Raw genomic sequence first — 14,035 nt, forward strand, 5'->3', positions numbered from 1 at the left:
TCATCATTCTTGCTGAATTTCCTTTCTTCACAGATAGATCAAACAAAGCACATATACAACCGATTTAATAAATTTGCGCAATTATGAAGCGCAAAACGTCACTCCCATGTTGGGGATCTTTGAATTTTTTTGAACGACTTTGCTAGCACTACTCTGGCAGAGCTGGTTCTGCGGTGGAATTTGTCCTTGCAGCGGGGGATATCGGATTGTTGATGGGTCTGGTGAGTGCGCTGATGACGGCCCGACGGATAGCAGGCAAGGTGGGCTAAAGCGGCCCCCTTGCGTACTTGTCGCTTCTTTTTTTCCCAGCTTTGCAGTCTGCAATCTCTGATGCTGGAGGAAAGCATAGGCGATCATCGTCATCAGAGCATGCCGATCTAGCCCTTGCCATGATCGGCCTTGGAAGTGGTAGAGGCCGAGCTCCTCTTTCATCTGCTGATGTGCCTGCTCGCAGACCCATCGCGCCTTGATGGCGGCCGCCAGCACTTTAACGTGGCGTTAGTCGGCAAGTTGGACAGGTAGTATTTGCGCTCATCGTTTATCTCGCGCCTCATCTAGCTTATCAGCCCACCACTGCATCATGCGCACTCGCTCATCCCAATAGGTAGCACGATTATAGATACGCCTGACCGCTCGCGTATCGACGTGCGCAAGCTGAGCCTCAATTGCGTCCGCGCTGAACTCACCAGACTCATTCAGAATGCTGCTTGCGGATGATCGAAAGCCATGAGCGGTATGCTGGCTTTCAGTAACCCCCATACGCCGTAGCGCCGAATTCATTGAGTTTTCAGACAAAATTTTCTTGCCGGACATCATCGAGGGGAAAGCATGAGGCTTGTCGCCGAAAAGCCCCTTCATAACCTTGATGATTTCGAGCGCCTGTCGGGAAAGAGGCACATGATGCTCTTTGCGCATTTTTGTCTTCTCAGCCGGGATCGTCCATACCGAGTTATCAAAATCGAGTTCGGTCCATTCCATCGACCGTGTTTCGCCGGGACGGGCAAAACATAACGCTTGGATTTTCAGTGCTGCAACCAACGACGGCCACCCCTCATAGCCATATATCGCACGCATCAGTCCGCCCATCTCAGCCTTCGTCGTCAATGCGGCATGGCTGACCGGCACATGGCGCTGAAGAGCGCCGCGTAACGCCGACGTCGGATCATTCTCTGCCCTCGCTGTCGCGATGGCGTATCGAAACACGCGACCGATGGCAGCGCGAGTAGCCAGCGCACTCTCCACTCGCCCGCTCTTTTCGATAGTGGTCAGCACCGCAAGAACGTCACGCGCCGTGATCTGGGTGACCGGGTAAGGCGCCAGCTTTTCGGCGAGGTCCTTCAACATCCACTTGTTTTTGGTGATTGTAGGCTCTGCACGCTTGTCGCGTTTCAGCTTTTCAATAAACTCATCCGCAATGACGCCAAAGGTGTCTCCAGCAGCTGCCTTGGCTGCAAGTTGATCGCGCTTTTTGGCGAGTGACGGGTCCATTCCCTCAGATAGTTTCTTCTTTGCCTCGTCACGCAACCGGCGAGCATCCGCCAAACCTACTGTCGGGTAGCCACCGATTGTGAGCGTTTTTCGCTTACCGAAGAAGTCGTAATCGAAGCGCCAAGACTTGCCGCCGGCAACCGATATGTAGAGGTAAAGCCCTTTTTCATCAGATAGCTTGCGCGGTTTGCTGTCAGCTTTAGCGTTTTTAACCTGAATGTCTGTCAGTGCCATTTTACGGTATCGGCTTTCCACCACGATGACGAATACCGTAATTTTTACCGACAAAATTGCCGGATGTCACTACATGCCGTTGCACGTTGTTACGCGCGCGCGAGGCGAAAATGCTGAAAAATCAACGATTGTTGGACGTCTTTGTTCTTGTTGGAAAAGTAGCTGGAGCGGGTGAAGGGAATCGAACCCTCGTATTCAGCTTGGGAAGCTGCTGCTCTGCCATTGAGCTACACCCGCGCAGGGTTGAAGGTCTGATAGTTCCGGTAGGCTGTCAAGCTTGGTGGGCGGGATTATTCGCTGCGGAAGTGTTTGGAGAGTTTCAGGCCCTGCGCTTGATAGTTGGAGCCCAGTCCGCTTCCGTAGAGACCTTCGGGCTTGGTCAGCATGTGCTCATAGACCAGGCGGCCGACGATCTGGCCGTGTTCCAAGATGAAGGGGACTTCGTGGCTTCTGACTTCCAGGACGGCGCGGCTGCCTGTGCCGCCAGCGCTGGCGTGGCCGAAGCCGGGGTCGAAGAAGCCGGCATAGTGGACGCGGAATTCGCCGACGAGTGGATCGTAAGGTGTCATTTCGGCCGCGTAAAGCGGGGGAACGTGGACCGCTTCCTGCGAGACGAGGATGTAGAACTCATCCGGGTCGAGAATGAGCTCGGCGCGACCACGGGCGTAGATCGGTTCCCAGAAATCCAGCACATCGTGGGCGGCTTTCTGGTCGACATCGACCACTGCCGTGTGATGCTTGCCACGATAGCCGATCAGGCCCTTCTCGCCGAAACCCTGAAGGTCGATCGATAGCGCGATACCGCCCCCGGAGACGTTGGGCGTTTCGCTGGCGACCAGCGTTTCGGCTTCGTGCAAAGCTAGCAACTCCGCATCGGCAAGCACGGAATGGCCGATACGAAAGCGGATTTGCGACAGGCGCGAACCCTGACGCACGACGATGGGGAAGGTGCGCGGGCTGATTTCGAGATAGAGCGGGCCGTTATAGCCTGCCGGTATCTTGTCGAATTCCTGCGCATTGTCGGTGATGACGCGGGTGAAGATGTCGAGGCGGCCCGTCGAGCTTTTCGGGTTGGCGGAGGCCGACATATCAGCTGGGAGGGCGAGTGCTTCCATCAAGGGTACGATGTAGACACAGCCGGTTTCGAGAACCGCACCTTCGCTGAGATCGATTTCATGCAAGCTGAGGCGCGTGAGTTTTTCGATGACTTTGGTGGACGGGCCGGGCATGAAGCTGGCGCGCACGCGGTAAGCCTTGACACCCAGACGCAGATCGAGGCTGGCGGGCTGGACCTGGTCGGCATCTAGCGCACGCTCGCTCTTCAGCTGTCCAGAGCGAAACAGTTCCCGGATAGCGCCATCCGCCAATATGCCTGTCGTTCTCGTCATCTTTTCATCATCCCTTTTCACGGCGACAAAACCAAAAGCAGGGCATTGACGCAAGTCGTTAACGGAGTTAAGGCACTCTTATCCCGTGGTGATTTGGCCGGTCGGCTTGCAGCCACGTTAAATAAGTGGCTAAAAAGACCGGGTGCGCTTGTAACCGGTCTGCTTTTGCGACCGGTTTTTTTGTTTGTAAGGTGATGACATGAGCAAGAAATGGCGCCCGGCAACACAGCTGGTACACGGCGGCACACTGCGTTCCGCTTATGGCGAGACGTCTGAGGCGATCTATCTCACACAGGGCTTCGTCTATGACACGTCTGAGGCCGCCGAGGCGCGCTTCAAGGGTGAGACGGAAGGCTTTATCTACGCCCGTTATGCAAGCCCGACCAACGACATGTTTGAAAAGCGCATGTGTCTGCTGGAAGGTGCAGAAGACGCCCGCGCCACGGCCTCCGGCATGGCTGCTGTCAGCGCCGCTATTCTTTGCCAGTTGAAGGCAGGCGACCACATCGTTGCCGCCCGCGCCCTGTTCGGCTCCTGCCGCTGGGTTGTCGAGACGCTGGCCCCGAAATACGGCATCGAATGCACGCTGGTCGATGGTCGTGATCTGGCCAACTGGGAAAAAGCCATTCAGCCCAACACCAAGCTGTTCTTCCTTGAAAGCCCGACCAACCCGACGCTGGAAGTGGTCGATATTGCTGGCGTTGCGAAGCTTGCCAACCAGATCGGTGCCAAGGTCGTCGTGGATAACGTGTTTGCCACGCCGCTTTTCCAGAAACCGCTGGAGCTGGGCGCGCATATCGTCGTCTACTCCGCAACCAAGCATATCGATGGCCAGGGACGCTGCCTGGGCGGCGTCGTTCTCTCGGACAAAAAGTGGATCGAGGAAGAACTTCAGGACTATTTCCGCCACACAGGCCCGGCCATGTCGCCGTTCAACGCATGGACCTTGCTGAAAGGCATCGAGACGTTGCCGCTGCGCGTGCGCCAGCAGACGGCCAATGCCGCCAAGATCGCCGATTTCCTGGCGGACCAGAGCAAGATTGCCAAGGTGATCTATCCAGGCCGCGCCGACCATCCGCAGGCCGATATCATCGCCAAGCAGATGACCGGCGGCTCCACGCTGGTGTGCTTTGAACTGAAGGGCGGCAAGGAAGCGGCATTCAAGCTGCAAAACGCGCTGGAGATCGTCAAGATTTCCAACAATCTCGGTGACGCGAAGAGCCTGATCACGCATCCGGGCACGACGACGCACAAGAACCTGACAGATGAGGCGCGCGCGGAGCTGGGCATTTCCGGCGGTACGCTTCGGCTGTCCTGCGGCATCGAAGATACCGACGACCTGCTGGAAGATTTTGCTGCGGCACTGGCAAAGGTCTCAGCCTGATGAACGTAATGTGGCCCGGTCAATCGCGGGCCACATTCAACGTCCCCGCCGCAATGTTAATTCCGGGTTCATGAAACCAGAGTTACCGTCCCCTTTGCGAAATGCGCAAAGTTCTGTGAACGGCCTCTAATATGCCCGCATTTTATTGACGATATACCGCGCCTTTGGTGTAGAGTGCCAAGAGAAGCAATTACTTAGGGTCCCGTGAATGTACCGTGCACTGACAAGAGATATCGAGGTCACAGTCGACCCCTATTATCTTGACGAGCAGTCCGACCCGGACGATAGCCGGTACGTCTGGGGCTATACGGTTGTGATCTCCAACAATTCCGATCTGGCCGTAACGCTGGTCAATCGCTACTGGCATATCACCGATGAAAACGGCCAGGTGGACGAAGTCTCCGGCCCCGGCGTGATTGGCGAACAGCCGCATCTCAAGCCCGGTGACACCTACGAATATTCCTCCGGCTGCCCGCTGGACACGCCCTCGGGCCTGATGTTCGGCCATTATGAGATGCAGGCTGAGACAGGCGAAGTCTTCACCGTGGCGATCCCGGCGTTTTCGCTCGATAGTCCGGGGCTGATGCGGGTTTTGAACTAAAAAAAGGCGGGATCTTACCCCGCCCTCGAGATCACCCTTCGACTGGTAGTTCTTCCACCTGATAGTGATAGGTCGTCGAGCAGAATTCGCAAGTCACGGAAATGACGCCGTCCTCCTGGCTGTCGCGGATTTCATCGGCGGAAAAGCCCGATAATACGCCTTTGATCTTATCACGTGAGCAATTGCAGCGGTCCAAGATCAACTGCGGTTCGTAGACCCGCACGCCCTGTTCGTGGAACAGACGGTAGAGCAGCTTTTCGGACGGCACCTGCGGATCGGTCAGTTCATCCGTATCGACGGTATCGACCAAGGCCACGGCTTCGTTCCATGCGTCGTCATCCGCATAGTCGACATTACCCCCGTCACCATCACCGCCGTGCAAGTCCCGTTGGCGAAGGCGCTCCGGTGCCTGTGGCAGAAACTGCGCAATAAGCCCACCGGCACGCCAGCCGTGGCGTGGCTTGCCTTCCTCATCCCGATCAAACAGTTCGGCAACGCCAAGCCTTACCCGCGTTGGTAGTTGCTCCGACTGGCGGAAATAGACGCCTGCGATCTCTTCCAGCGTAGAGCCGTCCAGCGGGACGATGCCCTGATAGGGCTGCATTCCGACGCCCTGATCGATGGTGAAGGCGAGGATACCAGCACCGAGAAGCTGCTCTGGCGAGGTATTGCCGGCAGTTGTTGCTTCCGCAAGACGCTCTTCATCGAACCGGGCATAGGCACGCATGTTTTCAGGGGCGGTGAAATCCGCGACCAGCAGATCCACAGGGCCATCGCTCTTGGTCTGAAGCGTCAACTTACCGGAGAATTTCAGCGACGTGCCGATCAACGCTGTCAGGACCACAGCTTCCGCCAGAAGACGGGCGACGACCGGCGGATATTCATGCCGTTCCAGAATGGAGTTCAAAAGCGGTCCGACCTGCACGGCGCGGCCGCGCACATCCAGCCCTTCCACCTGAAAGGGAATGACCTTGTCGTCGCCTGCAAATTCTAGAGTGTCCAGATCTACCGTCACATCTGCCATGTCATAAACTCCTTGATGCCCGTCTGGCGCGCAGCCGCACCAGACAATCGACACCGCAAGCAGCATCGATCAACGGGCCTGATATTCGTTCTCGCATAGATAAACCGGCGGAGCGGAAAACGGAACCACGTCCGGGCGGGTATTGCGGCGAACAATTGATGAAAAGCCGCCGTCACGAAATCTGGCAGCATCGACTTGGGCTACAGATGGGAAGCCATGCCGGAAATTCAAGCATCCCGGCACGGCGCATCGCCTCGATAGCGTTTGTCAAATCAGATAACGCCCATGCACCAGGCGATGATGGCTTTTTGCGCATGCAAACGGTTTTCCGCTTCGTCAAAGACAACGGATTGCGGGCCATCGATGACCTCATCCGTCACCTCTTCTCCGCGATGCGCCGGCAGGCAGTGCATGAACAGCGCGTCCTTGTTCGCCTTGCCCATCAAGCCGGCATTGACCTGGTAGGGCTGAAAGACGTTGTGGCCACGTGCCTTGTGCTCCTGGTTCATGGATACCCAAGTATCCGTTACGACACAATCGGCACCTTCGACGGCACGTTCCGCATCGTGATACAGCATGACCTCGCCGCCATTGTTGCGCGCCCAGTTCATGAACCGATCATGCGGCTCAGACCCCATCGGCACCGCCATGTTCATGCGGTAACCGAAGCGCGCCGAGCCCTCGACCAGCGAATGCAGCACGTTGTTACCATCACCCGTCCAGGCAATGGTCTTGCCCTTGATCGGGCCGCGATGCTCTTCGAAGGTCAGGATATCAGCCATGATCTGGCAGGGATGCGTATCATCCGTCAGACCATTGATCACAGGCACAGTCGCGTGTTCGGCAAGCTCCAGCAGGCGAGAATGGTCGGTGGTGCGGATCATGATCGCGTCCACGTAACGCGACAGAACCTTTGCTGTATCGCCGATGGTTTCGGCGCGGCCGAGCTGCATTTCCGTACCGGACAGGAACAGCGTCTCGCCGCCCAGCTGGCGCATGCCGACATCGAAGGAGACACGGGTACGCGTGGAGGGCTTTTCGAAAATCATGGCCAGCATCTTGCCGGCCAGAGGCTTTTCCGCCGTTCCGTTCTTGGTCGCGATTTTGCGCGTGCGGGCGTCATCCATAATAACCCGCAGGTCTTCCGAACCGACGGCCGAAAGGTCTAGAAAATGCTTTGCTGATGCCATTTCAATAAAGTCCCATCAATGCAGGCCGCGCCACGCGCTTGCCTGAACAGTGCGCGTTTAAGCGCTTTTTGCCATTTTCGTGGTGAGTGCATCCGCAGCGCGTTCAAGTCGTGCCAAGCCTTCGCGCGCCTCTTCCACCGTCACGACCAGAGGCGGCAGCAAACGGATGACGTTATCGCCTGCGGGGACACCCAGAAGATGCTCGGCGCGGATGGCATGCAGCAGATCAGACGACGGAACCTTCGCCTTGACGCCGATCAGCAGCCCCTCGCCGCGAATTTCCTCGATCACATCGGGATAGCGATCCTTCAGCGAGGCAAGTCCCTGGCGGAACACCAGCGTGACATCGCGCACCTGCTGGAGAAAGCCATCAGCCAGAACGATATCCAGCACGGCGTTACCGCAGGCCATGGCCAGCGGATTGCCGCCATAGGTCGTGCCGTGAACGCCAGCCGTCATGCCGGATGCCGCCTCTGCCGTAGCAAGGCAGGCACCGAACGGGAAGCCACCGCCGATGCCCTTGGCAATAGCCATGATATCCGGCGTGACGCCCGACCACTCATAGGCAAAGAACTTGCCTGTGCGGCCGACACCCGTCTGCACTTCGTCAAAGATCAGCAACAGGCCGTGCTCTTCGCACAGTGCGCGCAATTCCCGCAGAAACTCCGGCGCAACGGGACGAACGCCGCCCTCACCCTGAATAGGCTCGATCAGCAACGCCGCGGTTTCCGGAACGATCGCTGCTTTCAGCGCTTCCAGATCGTTGAACGGCACCTGATCGAAGCCTTCGACCTTCGGGCCGAAACCTTCGATGTATTTCGGCTGACCGCCGGCGGCGATGGTCGCCAATGTGCGCCCGTGGAACGCACCTTCGAAGGTGATGATGCGGAACTTCTCGGGATTACCGTGGGTATAATGGTAACGACGCGCGGTCTTGATTGCGCATTCCAGCGCCTCTGCACCCGAATTGGTGAAGAAGACCTTGTCCGCAAAAGTTGCATCCGTCAGCCGCTTGGCCAATGTTTCCTGGCCCGGAACCTCATAAAGATTGGACAGGTGCCAGACCTTCTCGGCCTGCCCCTTCAGCGCATCCACCATATGCGGATGGCTGTGACCGACCGACGTGACCGCGACGCCCGCGCCGAAATCCAGATATCGCTCGCCGCTCTCGGTCACGAGCCACACGCCCTCGCCGCGCTCGAAGCGCAAAGGGGCTCTGGAAAACGTATCGAACAATGGCGTGGTGTCGGCCATGGCTGCAGCACTCCCTGCGCAAAAGCGCTATCAATAGGGCTTATCGGTCATCCCGTGCCTGAAAATCAAAAATGCCGCCTCGCGGCGGCTTGGGGTATTCTTGTACGTCGCGCGCACTATTGTCACTTCCCCTGCCGATGTCAACAAATGTCCGCCTATTGCGGCCTTCTCAAGCCATGGTAGAGCCGAATTTGGCACCCACAAGGTGTTGCTTTTCTGACTCACGGATGAAGCAAGTTGGGGAAAACCGGAAAATCGATTCCAGATGATTCTCCCGACTCTTGTCACGGAGTCTGCCGACGATTAGGTTAACTCTCAATTACTAGAACGCAAGCGGCGGAACTAGTCACCTAAAATCTGGCGGATGCTCTGCGCGTGGTTTGCTCCATGGCATAGAGCAGGATTCTGCCTGCGCGACGAGCGGAGAAGCGGTATGAACTGGACTGATGAACGAGTCGAAAGACTGAAGCGCCTGTGGTCCGAAGGACTGAGCGCCAGCCAAATCGCAGCGCAACTCGGCGGTGTCAGCCGCAACGCCGTCATCGGTAAAGTGCACCGCTTGAACCTGCCGGGCCGGGCGAAAGCCGGCGGCACGGTTGCAACGACACGTCCCGCCGCCAAGCGTCCCGCAGCCGCTGCCGCCGCACCGCGCGCAACGAACTTCCAGGCGCGCCCCGCTGCGGCCCGTCCGACCATCCGCACCGCAGGCGCAACGGCACTGAAGGACGAGATGGGCGTCAATACGGCCCAGGTTCTGGAATATGTTCCCGTCAGCAACGCATCGCTGCCGACATCTCTTCGCCTGACGCTGACCGAATTGACCGAACGCACCTGCAAATGGCCGGTCGGCGACCCGCTGAAGGACGACTTCCACTTCTGCGGCTGCGAATCCCACGAGTCCTCGCCTTACTGCAAATTCCACGCGAAGATGGCCTACCAGCCTGTCAGCGAACGCCGTAGAGCCTAAAGATTACAACATTTTAAGAGGAGAGCGGGTCATTGGCCCGCTTTTTTAATGCCTGGAATTTGCCGTGTGCTTTTGATGGCGCAGGCAAGCTTTGCTCAGCGCATCAATGACCCCGCTATCTCTGTGATAAGCCAAGATATCACGCCACTCGTGCACGTCTTGCGCCGTGATAAGCTCCGGCAGGCGGCTTCGCACCTCGTCGTCTTCAGCCAAATGCTCGATAAAGCCGACGGTGACGGCAGTGTTGATCTCGTTATGCGGTGCTGCGAGACAATAGCGTGCGTAATCCAGGATAAGTCGGGGTTTTCTGTGTCTCCGCTTTTCACAGAGTCTTCAAACAACACGCGCAGCTCTATCCACGCCGCCATCGGCGACCAAGCCTGCTCAATATGTTTACGGATATCGGGTGCGGCCTCGATAGCCTTCCGACGCCATGTATTCATGTCATCCATCCAGCACTGTGTCTCACAGTCACATAGCTATTATATTTTGTGAGAGAATGTCACGGCAGATGGAGAGGCATTTCGTTGGAAACGTCCTCGACGATTTCTGCAAGGTGCAAGGCCTGCCTGCGGCATAAGCCGCAGGGCGCAACGTGCTTCAGCAGCACGGCGATGAGATGATCCAACCCGCCGGATCGCAGCCCTTCGCATGAACGGCTGCTGGATCCCGGGTGAATGCTTCAGCCCTGGCGGGCCTTGCGGTTGGCGTAACGACGGTCGCGTTCTGCCTTGCGGGCCGCTTCGTCTTCAACGACGCGGGCGATACGATTTTTTTCAGCCGCCTTGCGGGCGTCTTCTTCAGCGTTTGCTGCAGCTGCAAGCTCGGCTTCGCGTTCTGCGGCCTCTGCCTCAAGGCGACGTTTTTCCTCGCGCTTCTGCGCGTCTCGTTCAGCCTGACGCGCTCTGCGTGCTTCGGCAACAGCAATCTGCTCCGCCTGCTTTGCTTCGAGCGTCGGTGCGGCAGCTTCCTTGGCTTCGCGATAGGCCTTCAACAGAGCGGCCTTGGCTTCCGCGGCAGCGCCGCGACGTTCGGAAACTTCGTTGTTCTTGATATTTCTAGTGTTTCTCAAATCTCTATTCCAGTTGATGCGTCACGCCGACCGGGGGTCAGGATTTTTTGGCGCGTTTCGTTGGGATGATTGCGGGCTTCATGCTGTCGTCCAGTTCTTTCGCAAGCCGCGCTTCGCGCAACCGGATGGTCTTTTCGTCGCGAGCCTGGGCAATGGAGTTGAGTTCATCAACGGCACGGCCGCGCGCAAAAAACTGCGATTGCGTGGCACCGAAGGCGATTTCAGCCTGCTTGCGAGATTTGCTGTGAGCGTCAGACATGGATTTCCCTTCTTACCGCATCGCACTGAAAATCGGAATCGATTTTTTAAAAAGAACGATACGCAGATTTAGTCCCTGAAGCGTATTCGTGCATCTCGACGATGCAATACCTTCAAGCGCTTGGCCGCCGAGCGGCACAAAAAAAGGCCAGGCAACCTGCCTGACCTCGATTGGTCTCATGCTTTCAACAGTGCCAGTACATCCGTGGTCAATGGAAAGCAGATTCCGTATTATACAGCCTGCAGGTTGCAAGCAGACATTTTGCCCGACTTGTTGTCGCGCTCAAGGTCGTAGCTCAACTTCTGGCCTTCAACGATTTCGCGCATACCTGCACGCTCTACAGCGGAGATGTGTACGAATGCGTCTGTGCCGCCGTTGTCAGGCTGAATGAAGCCGAAGCCCTTGGTGGAGTTAAACCATTTTACTGTGCCTGTGGTCATAATGAACCCTTTCAAAGCATATGTTATAGATCGCAGGACAGAAGCCCTACGTGCGAGTACAGCGATTTTTTTGAAAGGAAGGGTTAGTTCAAAGCGCGGTGCTAATCGCGCGGTAACCAAAGCTCAGCAAGCAAAAGATCGATGAGCCATTGATAGACGGTTATCGCCCTATAGTCAAACCTATAATTCCGAAATTTTCAATTTAGGGTTTGACGGGCTTTTCATATCGATCCCAAAAGCCCGACCCGAAAGGGCTTTGTGGTACTTTCACGGGACAAGATAACGCAAGACACCGCCCCTTTCGGAGCGGTGTTATATTTAGATTAGCATGACGTATCTCGGTTTTCTGGTGGGAGCAAACCAATGCTCCCTGCCCCATATCAGGCTTCCATGGAATAACCCGCGCCGCGTACGGTACGGATGACATCCTGCATGTTGGAGAAGTTGAGCGCCTTGCGCAGGCGGCCGACATGGACGTCTACAGTGCGTTCATCCACATAGATATCGTGACCCCATACGCCATCAAGCAGTTGGGAGCGCGAGAAAACTCGACCGGGAGACACCATCAGGAATTCCAGCAGACGGAATTCGGTTGGTCCGAGCCGCACTTCACGGGTCTTGCGGTGAACGCGGTGGGTTTCGCGATCCAGCTCGATGTCACCGCATTTCAGAACCGAAGACAGAACCTCCGGGCGGGCGCGGCGCAACATGGCCTTGACGCGCGCCATCAGTTCCGGCGTGGAGAAGGGCTTGACCACGTAGTCGTCGGCACCGGTGGCCAGACCGCGCACCCGCTCGCTTTCCTCACCGCGTGCCGTCAACATGATGATCGGAAGCCGTTCGGTTTCAGGACGCATTCTCAGACGGCGGCAAAGCTCGATGCCGGAAACGCCCGGCAGCATCCAATCCAGGATCAAAAGATCCGGTGTGCGTTCCTGCAAGCGGATTTCCGCCTCGTCACCACGCGGTATAGTATCCACGTCGTAACCTTCGGATTCCAGATTGTATCGAAGAAGAACGCTCAACGCCTCTTCATCTTCGACAACTGCGATTTTCGGCACCATGGCTAGGGACTCCGCCAGTCTTATAAGGAATTCACTCGGTGACTGCGCCGAGCGTGTTGGAACTATCGTCCTTTGGACGTTCGCCTTCCGGCTGGCTGCCGGTGGCCATGTAGTAGATGGTTTCGGCGATGTTGGTGGCGTGGTCACCGATGCGCTCGATGTTCTTGGCGCAGAAGAGAAGATGCGTGCAGGTGGTGATGTTGCGCGGGTCTTCCATCATATAGGTCAACAGTTCGCGAAACAGCGATGTGTACATCGCGTCGATTTCTTCGTCGCGTTCACGGATGGCCTGGGCCTTTTCTACGGAGCGGGTCGAGTAAACGTCGAGGACTTCCTTGAGCTGGACCAGAGCCAGCTCCGAGAGATGCTCGATGCCACGCGCCAGCTTGCGCGGAACGCCGGTGCCGGAAACGGCCAGAACACGCTTGGCGGTGTTCTTGCCAAGATCGCCCACGCGTTCGAGATCGGCTGCGATGCGCAGCGTCCCGATGACTTCACGCAAGTCTGCGGCCATTGGCTGGCGCTTTGCGATGGTGACAATCGCCTTGTCGCCGATTTCGCGTTCGGCATGGTCCAGAATGGTGTCGTCCGAGATCACCTTCTGCGCCAGGGCGGAGTCCGAATTGACGAGCGCACGCACGGCGTCGGCGCACATCTGTTCGGCAAGGCCACCCATTTCGGCGATCCGGCGGGTGAGGAACTTCAGCTCGTCATCATAGGCGGACATGATGTGGGAATGTGTCGGCATGGTCGAATTCTCCAGTTTCGTGACGCCGCCCCGCAAGCCTGACCAGGCTCAAGCGGGTTGGCGTGGATGTCTCATCACACAACAGACAATGGGATCAGCCGAAGCGACCCATGATGTAGTCCTGCGTGCGCTGATCATCCGGGTTGGTGAACATCTTGTCGGTATCGTTCTCTTCGACCAGATGGCCGAGGTGGAACATGGCGGTACGCTGAGACACGCGGGCCGCCTGCTGCATGGAGTGGGTGACGATGACGATGGTATAGTTTGCGCGCAGTTCGTGGATCAGCTCCTCGACCTTGGCAGTCGCAATCGGGTCCAGCGCCGAGCAAGGCTCATCCATGAGGATGACTTCAGGCGAAACGGCAATGGCGCGGGCGATGCAAAGACGCTGCTGCTGACCGCCGGACAGACCGGTACCGGATTCGTGCAGCCGATCCTTCGCTTCGTTCCAAAGGCCGGCCTTCTGCAGGCTGGCTTCTACGATCTGGTCCATATCCGCCTTGTTGCGGGCGAGACCGTGGATGCGCGGACCATAGGCGATGTTTTCATAGATCGTCTTCGGGAACGGGTTCGGCTTCTGGAACACCATGCCGACGCGGGCCCGCAGTTCCACCACATCGATGATCGGATCGTAAATATCTTCTTCATCGAGCGTGATCTTGCCAGCGACCCGGCAGCCATCGATCGTGTCGTTCATGCGGTTCAAGGTGCGCAGGAACGTCGACTTGCCGCAACCGGACGGACCGATCAGAGCTGTAACGGTGTTTTCGCGAACGTTGAGGTTCACATCGTAAAGGGCACGTTTCTCACTGTAATAGACGGAAACGTCCTTGCCGATCATCTTATACGAAACTTCATTCATTTTCTTGTCCAGCGCCTTTTCAACTGCTGCTTCCGACAACATGTTCATAGCCTTAGCTCC

General features: G+C 57.1%; 14 protein-coding genes, 1 tRNA gene, 1 pseudogene and 1 riboswitch. Of the genes and pseudogenes, 3 read left to right on the forward strand and 13 right to left on the reverse strand.

Annotated features, from left to right (window positions below):
- Positions 1–98: 98 nt before the first annotated feature.
- From DSM25558_RS29335 to DSM25558_RS13545, 4 genes and pseudogenes are all read right to left on the reverse strand, one after another.
- Positions 99–533 (reverse strand): annotated as a pseudogene (locus DSM25558_RS29335) (hypothetical protein); the annotation flags it as partial.
- Positions 532–1,722 carry a tyrosine-type recombinase/integrase gene (locus DSM25558_RS13535; protein WP_077105292.1) on the reverse strand — a complete coding sequence of 397 codons (1,191 nt, stop codon included), beginning with the start codon at positions 1,720–1,722 and terminating at the stop codon, positions 532–534. The pseudogene DSM25558_RS29335 and the gene DSM25558_RS13535, both read right to left, overlap by 2 nt.
- A 163-nt stretch (positions 1,723–1,885) precedes the next feature.
- Positions 1,886–1,959, reverse strand: a tRNA-Gly gene (locus DSM25558_RS13540).
- Positions 1,960–2,012: 53 nt separating this feature from the next.
- On the reverse strand, positions 2,013–3,110 hold the full coding sequence (locus DSM25558_RS13545; RefSeq protein WP_077105293.1) for a 2'-deoxycytidine 5'-triphosphate deaminase: 1,098 nt from the start codon (positions 3,108–3,110) through the stop codon (positions 2,013–2,015).
- Between the two features lie 75 nt (positions 3,111–3,185).
- A riboswitch (SAM riboswitch) is annotated at positions 3,186–3,264 on the forward strand.
- A 45-nt stretch (positions 3,265–3,309) separates the two neighbouring features.
- On the opposite strand from DSM25558_RS13545, the gene DSM25558_RS13550 reads away from it, so the two are divergent.
- Both DSM25558_RS13550 and apaG read left to right on the forward strand, forming a co-directional pair.
- Positions 3,310–4,494 (forward strand): O-succinylhomoserine sulfhydrylase, encoded by a 1,185-nt coding sequence (locus tag DSM25558_RS13550; RefSeq protein WP_077105294.1) that lies wholly within the window; start codon positions 3,310–3,312, stop codon positions 4,492–4,494.
- A 208-nt stretch (positions 4,495–4,702) separates the two neighbouring features.
- Positions 4,703–5,095: a Co2+/Mg2+ efflux protein ApaG gene (apaG, locus tag DSM25558_RS13555; RefSeq protein ID WP_077105295.1), complete on the forward strand. Its 393-nt coding sequence runs from the start codon at positions 4,703–4,705 to the stop codon at positions 5,093–5,095.
- 31 nt (positions 5,096–5,126) lie between these two features.
- On the opposite strand, the gene DSM25558_RS13560 is transcribed toward apaG, so the two are convergent.
- The 3 genes from DSM25558_RS13560 to DSM25558_RS13570 all read right to left on the reverse strand — a co-directional run bounded on the left by DSM25558_RS13560 (position 5,127) and on the right by DSM25558_RS13570 (position 8,563).
- Positions 5,127–6,119, reverse strand: a complete 993-nt coding sequence (locus tag DSM25558_RS13560) for an Hsp33 family molecular chaperone (protein ID WP_077105359.1) — start codon at positions 6,117–6,119, stop codon at positions 5,127–5,129.
- A gap of 272 nt (positions 6,120–6,391) precedes the next feature.
- On the reverse strand, positions 6,392–7,309 hold the full coding sequence (argF, locus tag DSM25558_RS13565; protein ID WP_077105296.1) for an ornithine carbamoyltransferase: 918 nt from the start codon (positions 7,307–7,309) through the stop codon (positions 6,392–6,394).
- A gap of 57 nt (positions 7,310–7,366) precedes the next feature.
- Complete coding sequence (locus DSM25558_RS13570) at positions 7,367–8,563, reverse strand: aspartate aminotransferase family protein (RefSeq protein WP_077105297.1); 1,197 nt, start codon at positions 8,561–8,563, stop codon at positions 7,367–7,369.
- 433 nt (positions 8,564–8,996) lie between these two features.
- Between DSM25558_RS13570 and DSM25558_RS13575 the strand changes: the two genes are divergently transcribed.
- Positions 8,997–9,530, forward strand: coding sequence for a GcrA family cell cycle regulator (locus DSM25558_RS13575; RefSeq protein WP_077105298.1), 534 nt, complete (start codon positions 8,997–8,999; stop codon positions 9,528–9,530).
- A gap of 682 nt (positions 9,531–10,212) precedes the next feature.
- On the opposite strand, the gene DSM25558_RS13585 is transcribed toward DSM25558_RS13575, so the two are convergent.
- From DSM25558_RS13585 to pstB, 6 genes are all read right to left on the reverse strand, one after another.
- Positions 10,213–10,602 (reverse strand): DUF6481 family protein, encoded by a 390-nt coding sequence (locus tag DSM25558_RS13585; protein WP_077105300.1) that lies wholly within the window; start codon positions 10,600–10,602, stop codon positions 10,213–10,215.
- 37 nt (positions 10,603–10,639) lie between these two features.
- Positions 10,640–10,861, reverse strand: coding sequence for a hypothetical protein (locus tag DSM25558_RS13590; RefSeq protein ID WP_077105301.1), 222 nt, complete (start codon positions 10,859–10,861; stop codon positions 10,640–10,642).
- Between the two features lie 230 nt (positions 10,862–11,091).
- On the reverse strand, positions 11,092–11,301 hold the full coding sequence (locus DSM25558_RS13595) for a cold-shock protein (RefSeq protein ID WP_067648892.1): 210 nt from the start codon (positions 11,299–11,301) through the stop codon (positions 11,092–11,094).
- A gap of 380 nt (positions 11,302–11,681) precedes the next feature.
- Complete coding sequence (phoB, locus tag DSM25558_RS13600; RefSeq protein WP_045229896.1) at positions 11,682–12,365, reverse strand: phosphate regulon transcriptional regulator PhoB; 684 nt, start codon at positions 12,363–12,365, stop codon at positions 11,682–11,684.
- A gap of 31 nt (positions 12,366–12,396) precedes the next feature.
- Positions 12,397–13,113 carry a phosphate signaling complex protein PhoU gene (gene phoU, locus DSM25558_RS13605; RefSeq protein WP_077105302.1) on the reverse strand — a complete coding sequence of 239 codons (717 nt, stop codon included), beginning with the start codon at positions 13,111–13,113 and terminating at the stop codon, positions 12,397–12,399.
- Positions 13,114–13,207: 94 nt separating this feature from the next.
- Positions 13,208–14,023, reverse strand: a complete 816-nt coding sequence (gene pstB / locus DSM25558_RS13610) for a phosphate ABC transporter ATP-binding protein PstB (RefSeq protein WP_077105303.1) — start codon at positions 14,021–14,023, stop codon at positions 13,208–13,210.
- Between the last annotated feature and the right edge of the window lie 12 nt (positions 14,024–14,035).

It is taken from the genome of Agrobacterium sp. DSM 25558 (assembly GCF_900100825.1).
Classification (GTDB): domain Bacteria; phylum Pseudomonadota; class Alphaproteobacteria; order Rhizobiales; family Rhizobiaceae; genus Agrobacterium.